Source organism: Caulobacter sp. HMWF025, from assembly GCF_003060965.1.
Lineage (GTDB): Bacteria > Pseudomonadota > Alphaproteobacteria > Caulobacterales > Caulobacteraceae > Caulobacter.
On sequence record NZ_QAII01000109.1, the window covers coordinates 1 to 22147 of the forward strand.

Annotated in this window: 23 protein-coding genes and 1 tRNA gene; 8 read left to right on the plus strand and 16 right to left on the minus strand. The window is 65.8% G+C overall.

The window, feature by feature from the left end; genetic code table 11:
* Both DBR10_RS12230 and DBR10_RS12235 read left to right on the plus strand, forming a co-directional pair.
* The coding region (locus DBR10_RS12230; RefSeq protein WP_108556368.1) for a pyridoxamine 5'-phosphate oxidase family protein at nt 1–461 on the plus strand (461 nt) is incomplete at its 5' end.
* Between the two features lie 17 nt (nt 462–478).
* Nucleotides 479–964 carry a nuclear transport factor 2 family protein gene (locus tag DBR10_RS12235; RefSeq protein WP_108556371.1) on the plus strand — a complete coding sequence of 162 codons (486 nt, stop codon included), beginning with the start codon at nt 479–481 and terminating at the stop codon, nt 962–964.
* A 9-nt stretch (nt 965–973) separates the two neighbouring features.
* Here the strand turns inward: DBR10_RS12235 and DBR10_RS12240 are convergent, their stop codons facing one another.
* The 3 genes from DBR10_RS12240 to bufA2 all read right to left on the minus strand — a co-directional run bounded on the left by DBR10_RS12240 (nt 974) and on the right by bufA2 (nt 2891).
* Nucleotides 974–1720, minus strand: a complete 747-nt coding sequence (locus tag DBR10_RS12240) for an HvfC/BufC N-terminal domain-containing protein (protein WP_108489142.1) — start codon at nt 1718–1720, stop codon at nt 974–976.
* Nucleotides 1717–2556, minus strand: coding sequence for an MNIO family bufferin maturase (gene bufB, locus DBR10_RS12245; protein ID WP_108504913.1), 840 nt, complete (start codon nt 2554–2556; stop codon nt 1717–1719). Before bufB ends, DBR10_RS12240 begins: the two co-directional genes overlap by 4 nt.
* A gap of 65 nt (nt 2557–2621) precedes the next feature.
* On the minus strand, nt 2622–2891 hold the full coding sequence (gene bufA2 / locus DBR10_RS12250) for a BufA2 family periplasmic bufferin-type metallophore (protein WP_108504912.1): 270 nt from the start codon (nt 2889–2891) through the stop codon (nt 2622–2624).
* 172 nt (nt 2892–3063) lie between these two features.
* Between bufA2 and DBR10_RS18900 the strand changes: the two genes are divergently transcribed.
* Both DBR10_RS18900 and DBR10_RS12255 read left to right on the plus strand, forming a co-directional pair.
* Entirely contained in the window at nt 3064–3486 is a 423-nt protein-coding gene (locus DBR10_RS18900) for a carboxylesterase family protein (protein ID WP_146184123.1), read from the plus strand.
* 32 nt (nt 3487–3518) lie between these two features.
* The gene (locus tag DBR10_RS12255) at nt 3519–4553 is read left to right on the plus strand and encodes an alpha/beta hydrolase fold domain-containing protein (RefSeq protein ID WP_108504911.1); all 1035 of its coding nucleotides are present in this window, start codon (nt 3519–3521) and stop codon (nt 4551–4553) included.
* Nucleotides 4554–4691: 138 nt separating this feature from the next.
* On the opposite strand, the gene DBR10_RS12260 is transcribed toward DBR10_RS12255, so the two are convergent.
* From DBR10_RS12260 to DBR10_RS12285, 6 genes are all read right to left on the minus strand, one after another.
* Nucleotides 4692–5795, minus strand: a complete 1104-nt coding sequence (locus DBR10_RS12260; protein ID WP_108504910.1) for a substrate-binding domain-containing protein — start codon at nt 5793–5795, stop codon at nt 4692–4694.
* A 14-nt stretch (nt 5796–5809) separates the two neighbouring features.
* Nucleotides 5810–6424 (minus strand): 5-bromo-4-chloroindolyl phosphate hydrolysis family protein, encoded by a 615-nt coding sequence (locus tag DBR10_RS12265; protein ID WP_108504909.1) that lies wholly within the window; start codon nt 6422–6424, stop codon nt 5810–5812.
* An 84-nt stretch (nt 6425–6508) separates the two neighbouring features.
* Complete coding sequence (locus DBR10_RS12270; RefSeq protein ID WP_108504908.1) at nt 6509–8068, minus strand: substrate-binding domain-containing protein; 1560 nt, start codon at nt 8066–8068, stop codon at nt 6509–6511.
* A complete protein-coding gene (locus DBR10_RS12275) occupies nt 8065–9150 on the minus strand; it encodes a toxic anion resistance protein (protein WP_108556369.1) in 1086 nt (361 codons plus the stop codon). Before DBR10_RS12275 ends, DBR10_RS12270 begins: the two co-directional genes overlap by 4 nt.
* 225 nt (nt 9151–9375) lie before the next feature.
* Complete coding sequence (locus tag DBR10_RS12280; protein ID WP_158272196.1) at nt 9376–9852, minus strand: MarR family winged helix-turn-helix transcriptional regulator; 477 nt, start codon at nt 9850–9852, stop codon at nt 9376–9378.
* Complete coding sequence (locus DBR10_RS12285) at nt 9845–10981, minus strand: Acg family FMN-binding oxidoreductase (RefSeq protein WP_108504509.1); 1137 nt, start codon at nt 10979–10981, stop codon at nt 9845–9847. Before DBR10_RS12285 ends, DBR10_RS12280 begins: the two co-directional genes overlap by 8 nt.
* 234 nt (nt 10982–11215) lie before the next feature.
* On the opposite strand from DBR10_RS12285, the gene DBR10_RS12290 reads away from it, so the two are divergent.
* Nucleotides 11216–12607: an MFS transporter gene (locus DBR10_RS12290; RefSeq protein ID WP_108504508.1), complete on the plus strand. Its 1392-nt coding sequence runs from the start codon at nt 11216–11218 to the stop codon at nt 12605–12607.
* Between the two features lie 116 nt (nt 12608–12723).
* On the opposite strand, the gene DBR10_RS12295 is transcribed toward DBR10_RS12290, so the two are convergent.
* A tRNA-Ser gene (locus DBR10_RS12295) sits at nt 12724–12813 on the minus strand.
* Between the two features lie 151 nt (nt 12814–12964).
* Between DBR10_RS12295 and msrA the strand changes: the two genes are divergently transcribed.
* Nucleotides 12965–13618, plus strand: a complete 654-nt coding sequence (gene msrA / locus DBR10_RS12300; protein WP_108490131.1) for a peptide-methionine (S)-S-oxide reductase MsrA — start codon at nt 12965–12967, stop codon at nt 13616–13618.
* The gene (locus tag DBR10_RS12305) at nt 13615–13995 is read left to right on the plus strand and encodes an MmcQ/YjbR family DNA-binding protein (protein WP_108504507.1); all 381 of its coding nucleotides are present in this window, start codon (nt 13615–13617) and stop codon (nt 13993–13995) included. The genes msrA and DBR10_RS12305 overlap by 4 nt, the downstream gene beginning before the upstream one ends.
* A gap of 13 nt (nt 13996–14008) precedes the next feature.
* Here DBR10_RS12305 and DBR10_RS12310 read toward each other — a convergent pair whose 3' ends face one another.
* The 4 genes from DBR10_RS12310 to DBR10_RS12325 all read right to left on the minus strand — a co-directional run bounded on the left by DBR10_RS12310 (nt 14009) and on the right by DBR10_RS12325 (nt 16975).
* On the minus strand, nt 14009–14758 hold the full coding sequence (locus DBR10_RS12310) for a DUF599 domain-containing protein (RefSeq protein WP_108504506.1): 750 nt from the start codon (nt 14756–14758) through the stop codon (nt 14009–14011).
* Nucleotides 14759–14810: 52 nt separating this feature from the next.
* Nucleotides 14811–16118 (minus strand): MFS transporter, encoded by a 1308-nt coding sequence (locus DBR10_RS12315; RefSeq protein WP_108504505.1) that lies wholly within the window; start codon nt 16116–16118, stop codon nt 14811–14813.
* A gap of 89 nt (nt 16119–16207) precedes the next feature.
* Nucleotides 16208–16363 (minus strand): DUF3309 family protein, encoded by a 156-nt coding sequence (locus DBR10_RS12320; protein ID WP_108504504.1) that lies wholly within the window; start codon nt 16361–16363, stop codon nt 16208–16210.
* 219 nt (nt 16364–16582) lie between these two features.
* A complete protein-coding gene (locus DBR10_RS12325) occupies nt 16583–16975 on the minus strand; it encodes a DUF983 domain-containing protein (protein ID WP_108490675.1) in 393 nt (130 codons plus the stop codon).
* Nucleotides 16976–17414: 439 nt separating this feature from the next.
* Here DBR10_RS12325 and DBR10_RS12330 point away from each other — a divergent pair, with 439 nt between their 5' ends.
* Entirely contained in the window at nt 17415–18917 is a 1503-nt protein-coding gene (locus DBR10_RS12330; protein WP_108490676.1) for a PQQ-dependent sugar dehydrogenase, read from the plus strand.
* A gap of 482 nt (nt 18918–19399) precedes the next feature.
* Here DBR10_RS12330 and DBR10_RS12335 read toward each other — a convergent pair whose 3' ends face one another.
* Nucleotides 19400–20002, minus strand: a complete 603-nt coding sequence (locus DBR10_RS12335) for a beta/gamma crystallin family protein (protein WP_108504503.1) — start codon at nt 20000–20002, stop codon at nt 19400–19402.
* 78 nt (nt 20003–20080) lie between these two features.
* On the minus strand, nt 20081–22147 hold a 2067-nt coding region (locus tag DBR10_RS12340; RefSeq protein ID WP_108556372.1), incomplete at its 5' end, for an acylase.

Here is a 22147-nt window from a genome sequence, read left to right on the forward strand (position 1 = left end):
ACCTGGCCTCAATCTCCGAAAGCGGCTGGCCCTATGTGCAGCATCGCGGCGGTCCAAAGGGGTTTCTGAAGGTGCTGGACGACCGGACGCTGGCCCTGCCGGACTTTGCCGGCAACCGCCAGTACATCACCGTGGGCAATGTTTCGGTCGAGGACCGGGTCAGTCTGATCCTGGTCGACTATCCGCGCCGGGCCCGCCTGAAGATCCTGGCGCGCATGGAGGCTCGCGACCTCACGGACGATCCGGAACTGGCCGGGCGCCTGGCCTTGCCGGGCTATCGGGCCCGGGTCGAACGGGCCCTGGTGCTCCGCCTGGAAGCCTTCGACTGGAACTGCCCGCAGCACATCACGCCGAGGTTCACGGCCGCCGAGGTCGAGGCTGGAACCTTGCCGCTCCGTGAGCGGCTGGCGGCGCTTGAAGCCGAGAACCTGACCCTTCGCCAGCGCCTGGCGACCCTCTAGGCCCCATGGAGTGCCTGATGTCCAACCCCACGCCGCAATCCCGCCCGCCCTTGCCGCCCTTCACTCGCGCGACGGCGACCGAGAAGGTTCGCAAGGCCGAGGACGCCTGGAACGGTCGCGATCCAGAGCGTGTCTCCATGGCCTATACGCCCGACAGTCTCTGGCGGAACCGCAGCACCTTCCTGCAGGGACGCCCGGCCATCATCGACTTCCTGACCCGCAAATGGAGCCAGGAGGATGAGTACCGGCTGATCAAGGAACTGTGGGCCTTCTCGGATGACCGCATCGCCGTCCGCTTTGCCTATGAGTGGCGAGACCGCGCTGGCGGCTGGTGGCGCGCCTACGGCAATGAGAACTGGGCCTTTGACGAAATGGGCCTGATGCGCGAACGCCATGCCAGCATCAATGACGTCTCGATCGCGCCGGAAGATCGCCTGTTCCACTGGGATCGCGCGGCACCCCGGCCGGTCGGTCATCCGGGGCTTACAGCCCTGGGCCTTTAGCGGGTCCGTTCAGCCGGCACTGCAGACCAGCCCGTCCTGCAGCCAGGTCCCCAGAAGGCCGCCAACCCGCGCGACGGTTCGCTCGGCATCATCAGGGCCGCCCAGCTGCTCGCACAGCCGGGCAAAGGTGTAGCCGTCCAGCGCCATGGCCAGGGCCTGGCGTTCGAAGGCGTCGATCGAGCGGTACTGTGGGGAGAGGCCCTGTCGCCAGACACGGATCGCGGCCGGCGCGGGCAGCCGCTCGACCGCCGGAGGGGCCTCACCCCCGGTCAGAGCGCCCCAGATCGCGGCGCTGTTGGTGATGACCTCGCCGATGGTCAGGGTCGGTGGCAGGGTCAGGACGGCGCTCTCCCAGTCTACCTCTGCCAGGGCCTCGGGGGTGATCGGATCGGCGTCCGGGCCGTCGAAGGCGCGGCGCAGGCTCCAGTCCAGCCAGGCCAGTTCAGCGACCTCCGGATCGTCCGGATAGAGCCCGGTCAGGGTCTCGGGAAAGTCTTCGCCATAGGCGTCAAGGGTCCAGCCGCAGGGCGGATGGGCCACTATGTGGCTGAGCGCAGCGGCGTCGAAACCGTCATCACCCAGCCATGACCAGGTCTGCTCGAACGTGTCTCGCAAGCAGGCCACCAACTGGGCGCGATAGGCATGCCGATAGACGGCAAGACCGGCCGCGCCGCGGGCACTGACGCCCTCAGACTGTCCGCTCTGGTTTGCCAGGATGTGGTCGCGCAGGCCGCGCTGGATCGCCAGCAGGCTCATGCGGCGCACTCCAGCCTGCCGGCGCGGGCGCGCGCGATGTCCAGTTCGGTCAGCAATTCCCCTAGAGGCGGAATGTCGTCGTCACGCTCGATCATCGTCGCCACCGGCCCAAAGCGCTGGCAGGCGAGGTCGTAGAGGGCCCAGACGGGGTCGGGGACCGGCTGATCATGGGTGTCGATCAGCAGATCCCGGCCCTGGCTGTGGCCGGCCAGATGCATCTGGCGCACCCGGTCGACCGGGACACCGGCGATATAGGTGGCGGGATCGAAGCCGTGATTGGTGCCGCTGACATAGATGTTGTTGATGTCGAGCAGCAGGAAGCAGCCGGTCGCCTCGCACATTCGGGCCATGAAGCCGTGCTCGGTCATTTCGTCGTCGGCGAAGGTCAGATAGCTGGACGGGTTCTCCAGCAGGATCGGTCGCTCGAGGACGTCCTGAACGCGGTTGATGTTGGCGCAGACCACCGCCAGCGCCTCCTCGGTATAGGGCAGGGGCAGCAGGTCGTGGGAATTGAAGCCCTCCAGGCCCGTCCAGCAGAGATGGTCGGACACCCAGAGCGGATCGACGCGATCGACCAGGGTTTTCAGGCGGCGCAGATAGTCCGGCTTGACGCCGTCGGCCGAGCCGATCGACATCGATACGCCATGCATCGCCACCGGATGTCGCTCGCGCACGGCGTCCAGGATGTAGAGTGGCCGACCGCCGCGAACCATGAAGTTCTCGGAGATCACCTCGACGAAATCGACGGGAATCTCATGGTCGAGAAAGTCCGCATAGTGGGGCGGACGCAGTCCCAGGCCGAAACCCTCGAAAGGCGCGATCACGCGGTCGGACATATTGTCATCCTGGACAGGAGCGGGGGAACGGGCCCGGCTGCGAACGGCTGCCGGGCCTGAGCCCATTACTGCGCTGCGGTCAGCGAACCACCGGCCTTGGCGCAAGCCTTGGTGGTCATGGCCTTGAAGCCCTGGCCCTTGCAGTCGTTCAGGCCCTTGCAGTCGTTCTTGGCGGTCTTGCAGTCCGAGGTGCCCTTGCAGGTGTTGACGCCATAGCAGTGGACCTTTTCGGCGGAGGCCTTGGGGGCGGCGGAGACCTGGGTGGCGGCGACCATGCTGGTCATGGCGAACAGGGCGGCGGCCGAGGCGATCGTGGCGGACTTGAAGCTGGTCATGGGAGCGTTTCCTGGTTGATGAGGCCAGACCGCTGATCGGCCCGACACCACCCCATTCGCCCCAGCCTGGCCTTTGGTTACAGGCTGAAGACAACAAGTTTTCAGTGATGACAGCGCGGGTGCGGTCAGTCTGGCCCTGACGCCGTTCCACGGTGCGCGGATTGGGCGGGGGTTGCAGCGCTTTCTCAGCCGCTTCCTGCCACGCGCCCATGACGTCGATGACGTCGCCCAAGAAATCTCCTTGCGAGCGTTCGCGGCTGAAACGGCTCAGCACGCGATTTCCGAGAGTGCGGAGGAAAAACGGCACGGTGTTCAAGCGTCCCGGCCGCGAGGCCTTCCTGTGCGGCGAACAGCACATGTCGCCGCCCAAGCCGGAGACCCCAATGGCGGGGGGCGGCCTGTCTGGTCGCCTTACCTGTCTACCGACCGCCGCTACATGGCGTTTGATGGCACGGCCCGTCCGGCCGTCAATCTTCTGCCAGGCAGTCTTGAGCTTCACCGCATGATCGACGAACGTCGGGCGCGGCTCGCCATTCCCTGGGACGGCGGGCAGGCTGGCCTGCTGGGCCAGGCCGTTTCCCCCGTCCCGCAGTAGTTCCATTCTCAACCTCAAGACCAGGATCTCCCATGGCCTCCAAGATCGCCGAAGACCCCCGGATTGACCCTCGCATCAAGGCTATCTTCGGTGCCGCCGAGTTCGGCATCGGCGCAGGCGACGTCTCCAGCCGTGAGGAACTGCTCGCGCAGGAATGCAGCCCAGAGGCCCTGGCCGCAGCCGCGGGTCTGAAGGCCTTTCTGGACATGTGTGACAATGACCAAGTGGCACCGTCGGCGGGCCTTGTCTGCCGAACCGAGCAGGTTGTTTCAGCGCCGGACGGCAATCTGATCAATATCCAGTTCATCCGTCCTGATACGGATGAATGCCTGCCCTGCGTCTATTACATCCATGGCGGCGGCATGGAGCGCCTGTCCTGCTTTGACGGCAACTATCGGGCCTGGGGGCGGATCATTGCGGCCCGGGGCGTGGCTGTGGCGATGGTTGATTTCCGCAATGCCACCCTTCCATCCTCGGTCAGCGAGGTGGCACCCTTTCCTGCTGGTCTGAACGATTGCGTCTCCGGCCTGAAATGGGTTCACGCCAACAGCGCGGCCCTGAACATCGACCCCTCGCGGATCATTATCGCGGGCGAGAGCGGCGGTGGAAACCTGACCCTGGCGACGGGCCTGAAGCTGAAGGCCGACGGCGATCTTGGCCTGATCACCGGCCTTTACGCCCTGTGTCCCTACATCGCCGGCCAGTGGCCGCTGGAGGAGCACCCTTCCTCGACCGAGAACAACGGCATCCTGCTGCAGCTCCATAACAACCGGGGTGCCATGGCCTATGGCATCGAGGCCTTCGAGGCCCGAAATCCTCTGGCCTGGCCAGGCTTTGCCACCCTGGATGACCTGAAGGGGCTTCCGCCGGTCGTCATCAGCGTCAACGAATGTGATCCGCTGCGCGACGAAGGCATCGCCTTTTACCGCCGCCTGATGGCGGCCGGGGTCAGTGCCCGCTGCCGCCAGGTGATGGGCACCATCCACGGCACGGAGATCTTTCCGATCTGCTGCCCGGACATCAGTCGGGACACCGCCAGCGATATCGCCAACTTCTGCGCCGGGTAAGGGCACCTTGTGAGGCGGGGGGCGGAGGGCACCTGGAGGGTTTCACGCCCCGGCTGTCGATCCGCCCCTTCGGTGCACGAAGCCATTTCCCCGCCAGCCGGGTCAATCTGGCAGCGCCTGCTCAGGACATAAGAGCGTTCAGATCAGGGCCTTGAGAATGCTCAGCATGACTTCGATGTCGGGCATGGGGGCCACGGCAGCGATCTGGGCCGGCATGCGCCCGGCGATCATCGGATCGGTCTCGACGCCGACTGCGCCGAGCGGCCCGCGGAAGCCGTGGTCGCGCCAGCCGATCTCCTGCAGTGGTCGGGACATCAGGGTATCGATCAACGGCAGGGCGTGCGGGTCCAGGGCGATCAGGGGGTGGGCGGAATAGACCGTCGGCTTGGGGTAGAGGGCCACCGGCTTGGCCGGTCCGGGAGCCCCGGCGATGCGCTTCCAGCGTTCCTTGTCGGCCAGGATCCATTCGACCAGCTGGTTCTCGTAGCCGACCACCATCGGCTGGGCCCCCGGACCGCCGGCGACATAGTCGTCAAACACCTTGCCGGAGGAACTGGACTTGAAGCCCATGCCCCGGAACAGGTCGACCAGCTTCGGCAGCACCGCCGGCAGGGTGTCGGCTGTGGCCACGTCGCCGGCCAGCAGGTTGGCGGCGAGGCCCGCGAACATGAAGCCGGAGTTGGACTTGTTGGGGTCCGATGCGATCAGCCGCACCCGACCGTAGAGGTCGGGCTGGCCCAGTTCGCTCCACGACCTGCGAGCCAGGACCGCGTCAATCAGCCCCCGGGCGTCGATATAGTAGTGGGAGCCCTCCTTGGTCGCCAGGCCCGCGCGGACCAGGCCGTCAGCAATCGGGGCCCAGGAATAGATGACGATGGGCGAGTTGAAGATCACCTCGTCCTTGAGGATCTTGACCTCCCGCCGGGCCAGGTCGACCAGGGGGCTGGAACTGGGCCACAGAAACTGGGGCTTGGTGGTCAACAGGGTCGGGTCGCGGACCTGTTCCACCGATCCCGCCCGTTCCGCTGCCAGGGCAAGGCCTTGCCGCTTCAGGGCGGCGATGGTGTGGGGGTTCTGAATGAAACCGATCTTCTCGCCGCCGGCATAGCCCCTGATCAAATCAACGTTGCCGAGGGCACCGCGAACTTCGGGCCGGTCGCGGAACAGCACGGCTCCGCCGGTGACCGCCGCGCTGACTCCCAGGACGCCCAGTCCCGCCAGCGCCCGCCTGCTCATGGCCATGCCTCAGGTCTCCATCAGGGGGTGTTGCTCAAATCGGCCTTGAGGGCGTCCTTCAACACCTTCAGGTCCAGGTCGAGCGTCTGCAGTTCAGGTTCGGCGACGTCGTCGGCATATTTGGCAAAGGCCTGGGACAGTCCGCCCATCACCTCACGGGTCTGGGTCATGCGGGTGGTGGAGGGGACCGCTCTGGCTTCCAGTGTGCGCCATCCGTCGGCGACGCTGGCGGCGTTGGGCAGGTAAAAGGTCAACAGGCGGCGCACAGCCATCGCCCGGCCCGGATCCTCGCGCACCTCCCGTATCACCTTGTCCCCGACTTCCAGCAGGTTAGCGATCTCGGCGCGCATCGGCGCGTCCTGGATCTCGCGACGGACCTTGCGCAGGCGATCCAGGGCGCTGGAGGCTTCGAGCAAAAGGCCCTGGGCCGTGGCGCTCCGCGCGTCCAGCACGGCGTCGTCGGTCAGCCCGTGGCCAAGCCTGCTGCCCGGCTTCGCCACCAGCCAGACACCGCCAAATACGGCCAGGGCGACGGTCAGGGACAGCCACCACGGCAGGTTCAGGACCAGCGCCAGCAGGGGCAGGGTCAGGGCTGCGGCTACGGCCGCCAGCAGGGTCGACGCCCCGCGTCCCATCAACGTGCATCTCCCGGAAGACAATGCCGCTCAACCCATCGCGCATTCGCCCGCAAGATCGCCTCGTCCCTCATCGAACCGGGCTCAGTTGTAGCCCCTGGCGGACCGGAAGGCTTCCGTCAGATTCTTGCCGCCGTCGAACACCCGCGCCCGTGTCAGTTTTGCCACCTGGTCCAACTGGCCCTTGTCAGCCTTGCCGAAGGTCACGCCAAACACCGGAAGTTCGTGACCGTCCCGCCGCCAGGTAGAATCGAATCCGCCGGCATTGTCCGACTCGCCGTCGGTCATCAGCACCACGGCCGGCAGATAGCCCTTGTCCAGATAGGGTTGCATGGCGACGAAGGCGGCGTCGGCACAGGCGTACATGTCGGTGCCCCCGTCGGAGCTTTCGGCCTCGACAGCGGCGAGCAGTCTGGCCTGGGAGGCGGGACTTCCGTCACCCTGCAGGGTCGCTCGTGGGCCGTCATCGAAGGGGATGACGATGATACGATCGGCCGGGGACCATTGGATCAGCGCCTTGGATGCCTCGGCGGGGGTGAGCAGGGTGCGCATGGCAGACTTCAGCTGCCGCTCGCCGTCACCTTCCATCGAGCCCGAGAAATCCAGGCACAGGGCCGTGAGGGAGGGGCGGCGGAGCACTTCCTGATAGAGGGTCAGGGCCCGCGAGATCACCGCCGGTTCCGGCAGGGCGACGGACGGCACGACCCGCGAGGGGTCGAAGTTCCAGTCCGGTTCGGCGCGGGCCGGCGCGGCCATGCCCGGGGCGGTCCGACGCCCGTCCGCCGCGATTCGGGCCTGGGCCTCGGCGCTCAGCAGGTAGGTTTGCAGGCTGTCAAAAAAGGCCCGGGTCTTCTTGTCCTGGCCACGCTCGACATAGCCCAGTGGCGCGTCGGCATAGGCGGCACCCTCGGACGGGTAGACGGCGTACAGCAGCTCGCCGCCGGTCTGGCGCAGGGCGTCGTTGGTCTCCTTCAGCACCGCCTCATAGTTCCACATGGCGTCGTAGGGCTTACCGGCCTGGGCGGTCTCCAGATAAAGATCCTTCAGCCAGCCCGACGAGCCCGACGACCTCGCCACGCCCTTCAGCAGGGCCTTGACCTTGGCGCGCGCCGCATTGTCGTCGAGCGCCGCCGGATCCAGTCGCGAGCCGTCGCCGAAGGCGGCCGCCAGCATGGCCAGATAGGCCGCCGCGCCGGAGTTGGACTGGGTGGCCGAGGTCATCAGGAACGACAGCTTGCCGGCCTGCACCGCCTTGAGGATGTCGTCCATCCGCACGGGCCTGCCCACCCAGCCGAGTTCGCGGGCCTTGCTGGTCCGCACCCCGAGGATCACGGGCGTGGTGCCGATGGACTTCAGGTCCTTGACCCGACGCCGTGTGTCGTAAAGCTCGATCCACAGGCTGGAGGCCGGCCAGACGGCATCGACCTCGGGCGGCGTTTCATTGGCCAGCATCAGGCCGATATCGAGCGAGCCCTTGTAGTCGATCTGGCATTCGACGTTCTGGCGTTTGCAGAACGCCTGGACGAGCGGCTCCAGAGCCTTCTGCTCCGAGCCGGCGACGATACGAAAATCAAGGTCCTGCGACCCGCAGCCGGCCAGCAGGCCGGCTAGGACTGCGACCGCAAGGACGGCGAGCCGCCTCACTGGGCAGGGCCTTGCGACAGCGCCTTCTTCAGGGCGTCGGTCTGACGATCCATTTCGATTTCGACCAGTTCGCGCTTCTTGCGGCCCTCGGCCTGGACCTGCAGCACGCCGGAAATGGTCTCGATCAGGTCCTGGTTGGTCTTCTGCAGGGTCTCGATGTCGACGATGCCGCGCTGGGACTGGGTTTCGATCTCGATGGCCTGGGTCTTCATCATGTCCGAGGCCTGGCGCAGCATCTCGTTGGTGGTGTCGGTGACCGTCTTCTGCAGGGCCAGGGCCTCACGCTGCCGGGTCAGGCCCAGCAGCAGCACCATCTTCTGCTTCCAGGCCGGGACAGTGAGATTGATCGAGGCGGCCAGGCTTTCGATCAGGGTCGTGTCGCCGTTCTGGACGATGCGGATCTGCGGCAACTGCTGGATGGCGATCTGGCGGGCCTGCTGCAGGTAGAGCACCCGCTTCTCGAGACGGTCCAGCGACTGGACGGCGTCTTGATATGCCTGGGCGGCCATCAGATCCTGGCTGTCGCCCTCTGAACCCGTGGCCTTTGCCCGGGCTTCCAGCTCGGCCAGCGGGCCCTTCTGGAAGTCCAGGGCGAAGGCCTTGCCGGCCGCGATGTAGGCGTCGAGGTCGCCGATCGAATCGCGGGTCTGGTCGTGCAGGCCGTCCAGCATGGTGACATCGCGGCGCAGGCGATCGATCCGCTTCTCCAGCTCGACGGTGATGCGGTCGATCTGGGCGGCCACGGTCTCGAACTTCGAGGTGAAGCGGTGCAGGCGCCGGCGCAGGCCGCCGAACAGTCTTGTGACAAAGTCGGCGTTCTGCAGGTCGGCAGGGTCCAGGCCCTTGGCCTTGGCGATGATGTCGCTGAGCAACTCGCCCGTGTCACCCAGCTCGCGATTGCGGGTCTGTTCCAGGATCCGGTCGGCGAAGCCCGCGACCTGCTGCTGGGCCCGCTCGCCGAAGGCCGTGATCTGGGCGGTGTCGGCGATGTCGATGGCCGCCTGGATCGTCGCAACCTTGCCGCTGTCGGCCAGCGTCAATGCCTGGGTCGTCACCTGCGACGTCTTTTCGATCTCGCTCATTCCAGCCTCCCAAACCCGGTAGGAAGTATGCGGAGCGTTGCACGCAAGACGAGTGACAGTTTTGTTACGGTTCGTGGCGCGCGGCGGTGAAGGTCCATCGCCGCACCCGGTCATTCGTTCTGACGCGCCGCTTGGGAGCGTCCACGCCCGCCGAACCAAATGCCTCCAAACCCTGAGGGCGACCCATTCGGCCGCCTGGCGCTCCAGCGCCTCATGGCAAGCGCGTCATTCCAGCCGGTTCTGGTCAAGCCAGGCCCGGACCTGCTCGATCTGCGGCAGCAAGAGTTCCACCATCTCTCTGGGAAGGGCACCCGTGGCCAGCTCGAGGAAGGGAAATGCGGCGCGCATCGACTCCTCGCGGGCGACCCGGCCCTGGGGCGTGAGCAGGACCCGCTTCGAGCGGCCATCGACGGCATCCGGCTCAAGCCGGATGAAGCCCTTCTCCTCAAGCCTTGCCAGCGTGCTGGTCATGGTCCCGCGGGTGACCTGAAGGACGGCGGCCAGCTGGGCCGGCGTCCTGTTGTCCCCCATGCGCACGCTGTGGTTCAGGACCGTGAATTGCGCACGGGTCAGGCCATGCGGCAGCACGCGCTCGAAAGCCGTTTCAGCCAGCTGGTTGATGATGCCGATTTCGGTGAGCAGGCGAAACAGCAACTGCTCGTGCGAGAGCTTTTCGGCCTCAGGGTCCGCAGGTTCAGGCAAGGTGGGCGTCCAGTCCGCGTCGGGGTGTCGGCCCAACCTGGGGGCCATAGCCGATACGATAGAGCATCTGGATGCGCTTGCCGTCGGCGATCAGACCGTGGACTTCGCGGTACAGGTCCTCCATCTCGGCGTACTCCTGCAGAGCCTGGCTCCACGGATGGACGCCGAGACCGAGGCTGGTAGCCTTGAGATTGATCCGGACATAGGCGCGACCGGCATTGATCTGGTCAATCCGTGACCGGTTCTCGTTGGTGATCCAGCCAAAAGCGCGCGCGGACAGGGCCATCGATCGATAAAGCTCCAGACCCTGCTGGAAGGCCGTGGACTTCGGATCCGCGAGGGTCTGCCGCGTCATGAAGCCCACCAATCGCCCGGCCTCGAAGATCGGCCCTTCCAGCTCGATGCCGTCCGGATTGGCCGTGACCTCGGCGGCACCGATCCGCATGAGATCAACCGATTCCTGGTTGGTCGCCGGCGTTGTCACCTCCTTCTGGTGCGCGCGCCACGTCAGGTCACGCAGGTGCCCGGCCAGGCGGGTATTGCCGATGGTCTCGGAAGACGCGCCGAACAGGTGCCCAGCCTCTGAGATCTGTTGAAGCGCAGATGCCGGAACGTCCCGGGGTTCATAGACCTCCTTGTTCGAGCGCCGGGCGAGGATCTGCGCAAACAGCGGGTCGGGGCTGACCCCGCCCTTGGTGAAGGACACGCGCGCCACGGGCCGCTGGTCGAGTGTCTGCATGTCCTCGCCCTCAGGGAAGGGCGTGATCGTCGCCTGGTAGCCGTCCTGGGCGGCGGCCAGGACCAGCAGTTCGAGGAAGGCCCCGCAACCGATGGTGATCTGACGGTCGAACGGGTCGGTGGCCGGCAGGCGGCGCTTGAGGTCGCAGTAGAGGGTCAGGGCGTCCTGCCCTTCGAGCTTTACACGCCAGGGCTGGCGGTTGTGCGGGTTGGGGGCCAGCAAGGCATAGGACAGCGCGCGGCGACGGAACTCGGTGTACTGGCCGGCCTTGCGCCAGGGTTCGCGCGCGGCCTCGGAAGGACCGCTCATGGCGATGAGGCCGCCACCGGCCGCTGCCGCCAGGACGACCCCACCCCCGATCAATTTCAGAACATTGCGCCGCGATGTCATGAATGCCCCCTTTGGTTTGATGTCATACCATATTGGTTTGATGTCAAACTTTTGTCAAGGCCTGGCGAAGGTAGGCCCCTGGACCCGTCACCGTGTTTCGGCGCGCGCCCAGCGGACCCTTGTCCAGCAAGTGTCGTCGGTTCAATATCTTAGCCGGCTTTCTTGGACCTGGCTTTGGCATGGCTCTTTCCGGTCAAGTTGCTAAGCTGACCCGACTGAAGTGAGGTTGCAGCTATAAGCGCTGATGACACAAACGGCGGGCAAGGGGCCCTGGGAACCTGGCGCCTGGCCGCGTTTGCCCTGCCTTGCGTCCCGGTGGCGGCGATGCTCATGCCCGTCGTCGTCTATCTTCCCAACTACTACGCCACGGATCTGGGCGTCAGTCTGACAGCCATCGGACTGGCCTTCGGCATGGTCCGGCTTTTCGACCTTTGGCTGGATCCGACCCTGGGGTTCCTGATCGACAGGACCAATACGCGCTTCGGCCGGTTCAAGCCCTGGCTGGTCGCCGGCCTGCCCATCGCCATCCTCGCGGTCTGGATGCTGTTCATGGCGCGGCCGGGTATCGATGGAAACTACATCCTGTTGTGGCTGGTCCTTGGGTTTCTGGGTCAATCCATGGCGACGATGGCGCACGTCACCTGGGCGGCCCGACTGGCACCCGAGTATGGGCAGCGCGCGCGCGTCTTCAGTTGGTGGCAGGGCTTCACTGTCCTGGGCATGCTCATCGTGCTCGCCATGCCGCCGCTGATGAAACTCGGCTTCGGGCTCGATTACGGCCAGGGCGTGCGGGCCATGGGCTGGTTCGTCGTGCTGAGCCTGCCCGTGGCCATCCTTCTGGCACTGCTCGCCATTCACGAGCCGAAGTCGCCGCCGAACACCCAGCCTGCCAACTGGCGCCACTATCTGGATCTGATCCGCCGGCCATCGATCCTGCGAATCCTCGGGTCGGACATTCTTCTGGGGACGGGCCCGGTGATCGCCGGAACCCTGTTTTTCTTCTATTTTGAGGCCATCCGCGGCTGGGACCGTTCCGAAGCCGGCCTGTTGCTGCTGCTCTATTTTGTCGGCGCGCTGCTGGGCGCGCCCCTCTGGGGGCGGCTCGGACAGGCGATCGGCAAGCATCGGGCCCTGGCCGTCGCCGCCGTCGCCTATGCCGTCGCACAACTGTCGGTGCTGATCGCGCCGGAAGGGCTGGTCTGGGGGATCGTGACCATGACTCTGGCCGGCCTGCCCTATAGCGCCGGGCCGATCCTGCTGCGCGCCATGATGGCCGACCTGGGGGACGAAGAGCGCCTGAAGAGCGGCGTGGATCGCAGCGGTCTCATGTTTGGTTTGCTGAGCGGGGTCGTAAAGATCGGCTCCGCCGTCGCGGTGTTTGCCTCCGTCAGCGCGCTGGAGCTTTTTGGGTTCAGGGCTGACCTGGGGGCCGGGAATGCGCCACAGGCTTTACGCGTTCTCTCGGTCAGCTTCGCCGTTGTGCCCGCCCTTTTGGCCCTGGTCGGCGCCGCCCTGATCGCCGGTCACACCATGGACAAGGCCAAGCACGATACGATCCGCAAAGCGCTTGAGGCGCGGGATGCCGCGCAGACCTCAAGTGCACCGGCGCATGAAGCGCCGCCCTGAAGGCGCGCAACCGGGTTTCTGGGGCCACCGTGCGCGGACCAGGCATGGTGTCAAGATTCGAGAGGCTCGCGCCTTGCTCGAAAAGAACAGCTTTTTCAATATGCTGGAAAGAGGCGTGGCGGTGAGAGAGGGATTCGAACCCTCGTTAGGCTTTCACCTAAACACGCTTTCCAAGCGTGCGCCATCAACCACTCGGCCACCTCACCATGCGCACTCGACTCGAAAGGCGGTTGAGCCCCCCGACGCAGGAAGGCGCGCAATATACTCAGCCGCGTTGCGGTAGCAAGCGGCCATACGGGGTGAAACGTTCGACAAGGCGAACTATATGTGGAGCCACGTCATCGCCGAGATCCCGTCATGCTGTTCGCCAAGAAGTCCCTCGACCTCCCGACCGCCGCCAACGCCCTGCCGGGGCGGGCTGATGCGATCCCCACGGCCCAGACCCATTTCATCAACGGACACGCCTTGAAGGGCCCCTATCCCGAGGGCTTGGAGACGGCGGTCCTGGCCATGGGCTGCTTCTGGGGTGTGGAGCGGGTGTTCTGGCAGGTGCCCGGCGTCCATGTCACCGCCGCCGGCTATGCGGCGGGTGTCACGCCCAACCCCACCTATCAGGAAGTCTGCTCGGGTCAGACCGGGCACACCGAGGTTGTGCTGGTCGTGTTTGACCCGCGCATCGTGTCTTACGAGGCCCTGCTGAGGACCTTCTGGGAAAATCACGATCCCACCCAGGGTATGCGCCAGGGCAATGACATCGGCACCCAGTACCGCTCCGGCATCTATGTCACCAGCGAGGCCCAGGCCGCCGTGGCGGCGGCGTCCAAGGCGGCGTATGGCGAGGCCCTGGCCGCGCGCGGGCTGGGCCCGATCACGACCGAGATCGCCCCGGCCGGCCCGTTCTATTTCGCCGAGGATTATCACCAGCAGTACCTGGCCAAGAACCCCGGCGGCTATTGCGGCATCGGCGGTACGGGCGTGACCTGTCCGATCGGGATCGGCGTCGAGGCTTGAGCCCAGACGCCTTTCGGGACGCCTGCCTGGGCCTTCCCGCTGCCTCACTGACCGTTCAGTGGGGCGGCACCCAGGTGTTCAAGGTCGGCGGCCGGATGTTTGCCCTGATGGGCGGGGCTGTCGCCCAGGACGGGGTTTCATTCAAGGTCAGTGATCTGGCCTATGAGGTCCTGATCGAAACCGGCCGCGCCGTCCCGGCCCCTTATCTGGCTCGGGCCCGTTGGGTCCGTTTCGCGGATATTGCAGAGCTCGACCAGGCCGAGGCCCTGGACTGGCTGCAGAACGCCCACCGTCTTGTCGTGGCGCGCCTGACCCGGGCCGTCCGGCGGGATCTGGGTCTGACAGATGTCGTATTGTTGTCCGCCGGGCGCGACTGAACCCTTCGGGACGTCAGATCGAGTCGACCGGCGGCTCTGACGGCGTCGCGCGCACATGGGGGCCATGGACAACAGGCTGGCGCTCGAGGATCTGGCGAACCTGGCGCACGGCCGAAGAGGCACTGCTGCGGCGCTGGCGCCAGACCAGCAGCAGCAGCGCGCCGAGGGTGGCGATGATGAAGGCCTGCGGACCCAGTAGCCAGGCGGCACCAGCCAGGGCGAAATAGTAGCCCCGCACCCCGGCATTGAAGGCCGACAGGGCCGGATTGAGGATCCCGCCGGTGGCTTCGGCATATTCCGCCAGCACGGACGGAGAAGCCCACATCGGCGTCGCGCCGATGGCGGCCAGGCAATAGTTCATCTGCCGGATGGCCCAGATGAAGTCGAGCAGGCCGCGGGCCAGGGCCACCAGCACGAGGCCGAGCTTGATCTGGACCATCAGCTGCGAGGCCGGAGCCAGGACGGCTATGCCTTCGATGCTCCTCAGGGCGGAATCGCCGCCGAACAGCACGCCCGCCGCCGCCGCGATCAGGATCAGGTTCGACGAGGCGAAGAAGCTGGCCGAGTTGATCGCGTGGCCCAGAAGCTGTCCGTCCAGCAGGGCGATCTCCCGTACGGCCATCTCCTGCATCCAGCGCCGCCGGATGACCGTCATGTCGGTATTGATCAGGTTGCTGCCATGGCCCAGGCGCTTGAGCAGCGGTTCATAGAACAGCCAGCTGAAAGCAAAGAGGGCGAGGGCGATGATGTCGAGGATCGGCATGGCGTCAGCTTAGGCCGGAGCGAAGATTCGGCGAAGGGTGGAAGCAGGGCGGTCAGTCCTCAAGGATGCGGCTGTGCCGGGCGCTGTCGCGCAGGCTGAAGGCGATGACCGCGCCCATGGCCATCATCCCGGCCAGATAGAGATAGAAGCCGCTCTCCAGGCCGATGCTCTTGAACCACAGGGCGACATATTCGGCGGTACCGCCGAACACCGCATTGCCCAGGGCATAGGGCAGGGCCACGCCGAGGGCGCGGACATGGGCAGGGTACAGCTCGGCCTTCACCACGGCACTGATCGAGGTGTAGCCCGACTGCACGATCAGGGCGGCGAAGATCAGCAGGAAGGCCATGACCGGATCGTTGGCCCTGGCCACCAGGGTGAAGATCGGCCAGGCCAGGATCGCTCCGGCCCCGAAGGCAAAGACCAGCATCCGCCGCCGGCCCCACTGGTCTGACAGCCAGCCGAACAGGGGCTGGACCAGCATGAAGCCGACCAGGGTCGCCAGATTGACGGCCCCGGCTGTGGCCTTCGAAAAGCCCGTCGTATTGGTCAGGAACTTCAGCATGTAGGTGGTGTAGGCATAGAAGGCGAGCGAGCCGGCGGCGGTCAGGCCGATGATGGCCAGGGCTTCCCGCGGGTGCTCGCGGAACATGGCCAGTGTGGTGCCCTTCGGCGTGCCCTCGGCCCGGGCTTTCTCGAAGGACTGGGATTCCTCGAGGCCGCTGCGGATCCAGAACACGATCACGGCCAGGGCCGCTCCGATATAGAAGGGGATGCGCCAGCCCCAGGCCGACAGCTGCTCGGCGGTCAGGGTGTTTTGCAGGATCACCAGCACCAGGGCCGCAACCAGCTGGCCCATGATCAGGGTCACATACTGGAAGCTGGACCAGAAGCCGCGCCGCCGCTTGCCGGCCATTTCGCTCATATAGGTGGCGCTGGCCCCGTACTCGCCCCCCACCGACAGGCCCTGCAGGATACGGGCGGCCAGCAGGATGGCCGGGGCGGCCGCACCGATCCGGTCAAAGCCCGGCGTCACGGCGATGATCAGCGAGCCCAGGCTCATCAGGGCCACAGCCAGGGTGAGGGCGGCGCGACGGCCGGCGCGGTCGGCATAGAGCCCCATCAGCCAGGCCCCGACGGGGCGGGCCAGGAAGCCGACCGCGAAGACCGCAGCCGTCTTCATGAACTGGGCGGTCTGGTCCCCGGCCGGGAAGAAGACCTTGGCGAAGTAGATCGAGAAGGCGGCGTAGGCGAACCAGTCGTACCATTCGACGAGGTTGCCGGCCGAGCCGCCCAGGATGGCACGAAGCCGGTTTGGAGCCTGGACCTGACGGTCCTGATCGGCCGTATCGTCGCTCATGCCCAGTTCCCCCTCAGGCGCTTTGGCAGAACCTTAGGCGAAGCCCGCGCCGGACGCCAACCGCTGTCGGTCGGCGCCCGGCCCGCGCCCTAGAGTCGGCCCATCAGCACCAGGATGATCAGGATCACCAGGATGAGGCCGAGACCGCCGCTGGGGAAATAGCCCCAGGACTTGCTGTGGCCCCAGGTCGGCAGGGCCCCGATCAGGGCCAGGATCAGAAGAATGATGAGGATCGTGCCGAGCATGCGTGTTCTCCCACTGGCGCGCGCGAAGCACAGGCAGCCGTCGGCTCGCCTCCACGCGTCCATCGTTCATGAAGCGGAGCCGCAACAGAAGGATCAGAAGGCCTGATCCAGCGCAGCGGTCGCAGGCTGCCCCCGGTACGGTGTGCGATCGGGTCTCAGCGTGGGAGGGGAATGTATGGTGTGGCTTTCCGGTTCCCCGCCTACGGGGGAGGGCCAGGCTCAGCCGGCCGGAGCGTCTTCGGCCTTGCGCAGCTTGATGGCCCACAGGGCGCCGATCACGGCCCCCTTGACGCGCGGCAGCAGCACCAGCGTCAGCGCCGCCAGCGGCAGGATGGTCAGGGGCACGACAAGGGCCACCGGAGCCTTCCAGATGAAGGGGAACAGCAGCAGGGGGCCAATGAACAGGTGGCCGATGATCAGGATCGTGAAATAGGCCGGGCCGTCGTCCGCGGGATAGAGGCCCAGTTCATGGCCGCAGGTCTCGCACTCGGCCTCGACCTTCAGATAGCGGCTGTAGAGGTGACCCTGACCGCAATTGGGGCAGCGGTGCCGGATCCCACGCTTGAGACCGGTCAGGATGCTTGCGGGAGGCGGCGTGGACATGCCGCCCATATGCGCCTTTGAATGCGGTGTGAAAAGGGCGGCCCGGGGTCGCATTGCTGGGTTAAGGGTTTTGCCGGGGGCGGGATGTTCATCGGGAATATCCCCGCATTCGCTCCTCTACCGTTCCCCCGCATAAGGATCATCTGACGTCCGACGAGGGTCGGCCACTCATGTTGGGACCGCGCTGGACCCTGGACCTTGGCCTTCTGGCCGAGAAGCCCGGCGCTTGAAGGTTGGAGGCGGATAGCCATGACCATCGCGGAACCGTCAACTGCAGCCCGAGGGTGATCCTGGAAGTCCCCAAGGTCTGAGGGTTGATTTGTAAGGGCTGGAGCGAATGGTCCACGCCCTCAATTTCAAGAAATCAGTTCGTGCGCTGCAACTTATGCGGATTTCGCTCGTTAGCCCGATCAACAGTTATGGTTGATATTTATGGGCGATCCTTCGAATGAAACGTCTGATCTTCGCCGCTATAATATTTGTAATCGCCTTTACATCTGCAACCGCCCAAGTCATTCTATATGATATCGGCACCGCAGACAGTCAGTATTATTCGCTCAGTATTAAAAGATGGAAGCTGATCGACATCCGGGATGACGGCGTTTCAGGGCCGTTCTCTCTCGTCGGATCGAAATATGTCTTCATAAACCGGTGTGGCCTGCAGACCGTCGGAAGCCGGGTCGGCGATAGCTTTACAATGGCCAAGGGCGTGCAGGTGCCTACGCCGCCCGGAAAGTCGATAGCCTGCGACTTCCAGGGCTCGCTTGGCGGCGTGAAAGGCTTCCTCACCGATCCGGCGCGGGGCGTCGCCTATCTGGCCTATCACTTTCGCCCCGGCTCACCCGATTGCGTAAAGTTGGCCGTCGTTCGATACACGCTGAGCGGTGAGACGCTCAGTGCCCCGAAGACCCTCTTTGAGACAGATCCTTGCTACAGTGAACACATCGCCGCACTGACCCAGGCGGGCGGAAGCTTCGCCATGAAGCCGGACGGCGTTCTCTACTTCGGCGTCGGCGACTTCGGCGGAATGGTCAACGCCCAGATGGACGACCAAGCCTATGGCAAGATCTATCGCTATGACCCCAGGTCCGGCGAGGTCGCCGTTTTGGCGAAGGGCGTACGAAACCCCCAGGGGCTAAGCTGGGCCGGCGGTTCACTCTACGAAAGTGAGCATGGTCCGAAGGGGGGTGACGAGATCAACATCGTCCATGAGGGCGACAATCTGGGGTGGCCTGTCGATAGTCTCGGCGCGGCCTATAACCGGGACATCTATGGCGACGATCCGCTGGACGCAGGCTTCATCTGGGGCCATAGCACGATCAGTAAGTCGCCAGCTTTTGCCTATGTCCCGTCGATCGCGCCGACAGGCATCGCCGCGTATCCGACGGGCTCTCAGTTCGGCAAATGGGGCGGGGACCTCCTGGTCGTAGCCATTGGGGCTCGGACCCTCAACCGTGTGCGCTTTGAAGATGGACGGGGGATCTATTCCGAACCCTTGATCAATACCGGCGAACGGCTGCGATTCATCCAAATCGCACGAGACGGCGCAATCTATATCAAGGCAGATCCGGACCTCCTGATCGAGGTTCGTCGCGCCCTGCCGCCCAAGGCCACCGCGCCTGCTGTTCCCTACACCGCTGCACAGGTTGAGTTCGGGAAGCGCGCCTATTCTGACAACTGCGCAGGCTGTCATGGAGGTCGCCTTGAGGGCGCCTCCGCCAGGACCCTGACAGGGGGAGGCATGTCGTCATTCACCGTTCAGGGCCTGCACAACAAGGTTCAGTCCATGCCACTGACGGCCCCGCATAGCTTGCCGGTCGAAACCTCGGCGGCGATCACGGCATACTTGCTGAAGTTCAATTGCCATCCACCAGCACCGGGCGGGGCCTTTCCAGTTGATCCATCGGCTCAACTGGGGGCGATCACGGTGTCAAAGTCCACCTGCAGCTAACGTGCCGGGGAGCCAGGCGACCTTTCTTCCACTAGCTGGCCTCCCTAGCGTCCATCGGCGTGACACGGCCGAACCCGTCTCTGACACAGGCTGTGCGCTTGGCTGGCAGCCTTCGGGCAGGGGGCCGGCGGCTATGGTCCGGAACCTTCGAGAAATTCAGGCGTAGCCAGACGCATGCGAGCCCGCCGTGACCCAATGAAGACCTCAAGCCTGCCCGGTCCTGGCGGCGCGGAGGCCCAGCCGCCGGCGGCGTCTCTGGCAGAACACATGTTGAGGTCGGCTACGGACGGCGAGGTTGCGCCCCATGAAAAGCAGGCGATCGCCGAGGGGACGTCTCGCGAGGAAGACGCATGAATCCCGATGTGCGGAACGAGCTCGGACCGCTCGACCTGAAAGACGGTCAGCCCGGCAGGACAAGGGGAGGGCAGGCCCTTGGGCCGGCTCTGGTCTGATCGGCTACATCAGACCAGAGCGACCGTGCATTAGCGAACCCGGCGGATCGAGCTGATCCGATCGTTCAGGTCGCGGCCCAGCAGGCCCTCGTCGCGGGTCAGGATCCAGCAGCGGCCCTGATAGTCGACATCCTCGCAGACCTGCCATTCGCCGCGCAGGATCTTGATCGACGAGGCCTTGTCGTTGAAGCGGATGGCGGTGAGGTCCGGCATATCGCCGCGCACTTCGTAGGGCTGGCCCTGATAGCCGGCATGTTCGAACAGCACGGCATCCGGGCGCAGACCGCCGCCGCCGGGCCAGCCGCCACCGCTGCCGGGGCCCCCGGGACCACCCGGGCCGCCTGGGCCTGGATTGCCGGTGCACATCAGATAGCCGCCGCGATTTTCGAGGCCGCCACGGCAGCCGCGAACGTCGGCGCTGCTCCAGGTCCAGCGGCCGCCACCGGCCTGGCAGCGGGCCCAGACCTGTCCGTCAAAGGCGGTGATCTCGCGGCACGACTGGGTGTAGGAGCCGCGCGGCGGCTCGTCATAGCGGCCGTTCCAGCTGGGCGCCTGGGCCTGGGCGCTGGCGCCCAGCAGGGCCGAGGTGGCGGCGAAGAGGCCCAGGGCCGTCCGGGTGAAGGTGTTTCGCATGGTGGGTCTTCCCAAGCCTGAGGTCATTGCGGCCAAGCTAGGCCCTGCGCCTGAACCGTGCCTGAACAGGGGGCAAGGCTAGCGTTTACCGGGGCGATAGTCCTCCTTCACGTGGCCTTTCAGCTGAGCCTCGGTGAACAGGACCGGCTTGGTCTTCATCGCGACGAACAGCGGGGTCTGGTCGGCATAATGGGGTGCGCTGGCATCGAGGGTCGCCGAACCGAACTGGTGGATGCTGTCCGAGCTCAGGCGTCCGTCCCGATCCCAGGTCACGAACATGATGAAGGTATCGCCGCCGTCGGCGGTGGTGGTGCCGTCCTTCTGGGGGATGCCCCAGACCGAGCGATAGGTGTCGGCCGCGCCGTCAATGGGCAGGTCCACCTTGCCCCGGCGGATGCGGTTGACCTGACCCCACTCGGGATCCAGGCGGCCAAAATGGGTCTTGAGCGTGGTGATGGCGGCCTTCAACGTATCGATCGGTTTCGGCTCGGGTGCCCCGCTGGTCCGCGCAAACAGGATCGGCTGGCTCATCAGGGCGGCCAGGGCCGCGCCGCGATTGTGGATGTTGGTCTGGCGGTCCCAGGCTTTCAGAATGGCCTGGGCATCGGCGAGGTCCTTGTCCCCGCCGGCCCTGACCGCCGTGACCTCGGCAATCATGGCCGCGACACTGGAGCGGTCGCTATAGGTCAGGTCGTATTTGTAGCGCCGGAAGCTCTCGTCATTGATCGCCGGATCGGTTCCGACCGTTTCTTCAACCCGCAGGGCGCGGTTGGTCATGTTGGTCTGCAGGCCCATCGAGGCGGGGAAGGCCTCGGCCTTCAGGTTGTCAGCGGCTGCGCTGGCCCGCAGGGGGCTGTTGTTGGAATTGAAGACATAGCCCGACTTCGGGTTCCACAGCTGCGGCGTGGCCGCCAGCGGCAGATAGCCCTGCCAGATCAGGTCCGAGCGGTCGCCGGGCAGCACGCCGCGCCAGTCGACCTGGGCCTTGCGGTTCGGGTACTGGCCGTTGTGGACGAAGCCGATATTGCCGGCCGCATCGCCATAGACATAGTTCAGGCTGGGCAGGGCATGGGTCGCCAGGGCGGCCTGCCATTCGGCCAGGGTTTTGGCCTTGTCGAGCTTCCAGTACTGGATGGCCTGGCGGTACTCGCCCATGCCGGCATAGCGGATCGCGAAGGTGCCGGCCTTGGTCTCGAGGACCGGACCATGCGCCGACCTCAGCACGGCCTTGCGGACCGGCAGGACGATGGGCCCCCAGAGCTTGACCCGCAGGGTGGCGGTGGACTTCTCGAAGTCCCGCCATTGGCCGTCCAGCCGGTACTGGTTGCGGTTCTCGGGATTGATCGTCAGCCGGTAGATGTCGACCAGGTCGGGCTTGGACACCGTATTGGCCCAGCCCAGGGTGGCGTTATGGCCGTGCAGCATGAAGGGCGAGCCGGGGAAGAAGCCACCGGCCACGTGCCAGCCTTCACCGCTTTCGATGACGGCCTCGTACCAGGCCACCGGGCCGGTATAGGGCTGGTGCGAATTGACCAGCAGTCGCGTCGCGCCGTCGGCATTGCGCGACGGGCCGACGGCGAGGCCGTTGGAGCCCTTCGGCGGCGGCGGCGGCCCACCCGGCGCGGACAGGGACTTCAGCTCGGCATCGAGCCCGTAGAAGAACGGCTGCTTGAAGACAAAGCCGGCCTCGATGTCCTTGCCGGTCACCGGCAGCAGACCCGGCGAGACGGCCTCGGGGTGCAGGGCCGCATAGTGATTGACCCCGTCGGCATAGGCTTCCAGCACCTTGCGCAGGTCCGGCGGCAGCTTGGGATAGCCGGCCTCGACGGTGGGCCAGACGCCCAGCAGGGAGACGACATAGTCGGTGGGGGCGGCCGATGCGCCCTTCTCCCGGGCCAGGACGCCACGCGTGGCCAGGAGCACCTCGCGCAGGGTGGCAAAGTCGTCCTCGCTCTGGGCAAAGCCCAGGCCATAGGCCGCGTCGGCGTCGGTCTTGCCCTGGATGTGGGGCACGCCCCATGCATCGCGCCGGATACGGACCTGATAGGTCTCGCCGCGGGCAATGAGATCGGCGGTGCGGGGAGCCTTGGGCAGGCTGGCCCGGTCGATGATGACCAGGGCGAGCGCCGCCACAACCACCAGGGC

Excerpts from the sequence above, each read along its gene's own strand:
- DBR10_RS12285 (WP_108504509.1), bottom strand. The coding sequence starts at position 10,981 with ATGACATCGCGGCGCAATGTTCTGAAATTGATCGGGGGTGGGGTCGTC.
- DBR10_RS12315 (WP_108504505.1), bottom strand. The coding sequence starts at position 16,118 with ATGAGCGACGATACGGCCGATCAGGACCGTCAGGTCCAGGCTCCAAAC.
- DBR10_RS12235 (WP_108556371.1), top strand. The coding sequence starts at position 479 with ATGTCCAACCCCACGCCGCAATCCCGCCCGCCCTTGCCGCCCTTCACT.
- msrA (WP_108490131.1), top strand. The coding sequence starts at position 12,965 with ATGCTGTTCGCCAAGAAGTCCCTCGACCTCCCGACCGCCGCCAACGCC.
- bufB (WP_108504913.1), bottom strand. The coding sequence starts at position 2,556 with ATGTCCGACCGCGTGATCGCGCCTTTCGAGGGTTTCGGCCTGGGACTG.
- DBR10_RS12320 (WP_108504504.1), bottom strand. The coding sequence starts at position 16,363 with ATGCTCGGCACGATCCTCATCATTCTTCTGATCCTGGCCCTGATCGGG.
- DBR10_RS12265 (WP_108504909.1), bottom strand. The coding sequence starts at position 6,424 with ATGGGACGCGGGGCGTCGACCCTGCTGGCGGCCGTAGCCGCAGCCCTG.
- DBR10_RS12335 (WP_108504503.1), bottom strand. The coding sequence starts at position 20,002 with ATGCGAAACACCTTCACCCGGACGGCCCTGGGCCTCTTCGCCGCCACC.
- DBR10_RS12325 (WP_108490675.1), bottom strand. The coding sequence starts at position 16,975 with ATGGGCGGCATGTCCACGCCGCCTCCCGCAAGCATCCTGACCGGTCTC.
- DBR10_RS12275 (WP_108556369.1), bottom strand. The coding sequence starts at position 9,150 with ATGAGCGAGATCGAAAAGACGTCGCAGGTGACGACCCAGGCATTGACG.
- DBR10_RS12255 (WP_108504911.1), top strand. The coding sequence starts at position 3,519 with ATGGCCTCCAAGATCGCCGAAGACCCCCGGATTGACCCTCGCATCAAG.
- DBR10_RS12330 (WP_108490676.1), top strand. The coding sequence starts at position 17,415 with ATGAAACGTCTGATCTTCGCCGCTATAATATTTGTAATCGCCTTTACA.
- DBR10_RS12240 (WP_108489142.1), bottom strand. The coding sequence starts at position 1,720 with ATGAGCCTGCTGGCGATCCAGCGCGGCCTGCGCGACCACATCCTGGCA.
- bufA2 (WP_108504912.1), bottom strand. The coding sequence starts at position 2,891 with ATGACCAGCTTCAAGTCCGCCACGATCGCCTCGGCCGCCGCCCTGTTC.
- DBR10_RS12310 (WP_108504506.1), bottom strand. The coding sequence starts at position 14,758 with ATGCCGATCCTCGACATCATCGCCCTCGCCCTCTTTGCTTTCAGCTGG.
- DBR10_RS12260 (WP_108504910.1), bottom strand. The coding sequence starts at position 5,795 with ATGGCCATGAGCAGGCGGGCGCTGGCGGGACTGGGCGTCCTGGGAGTC.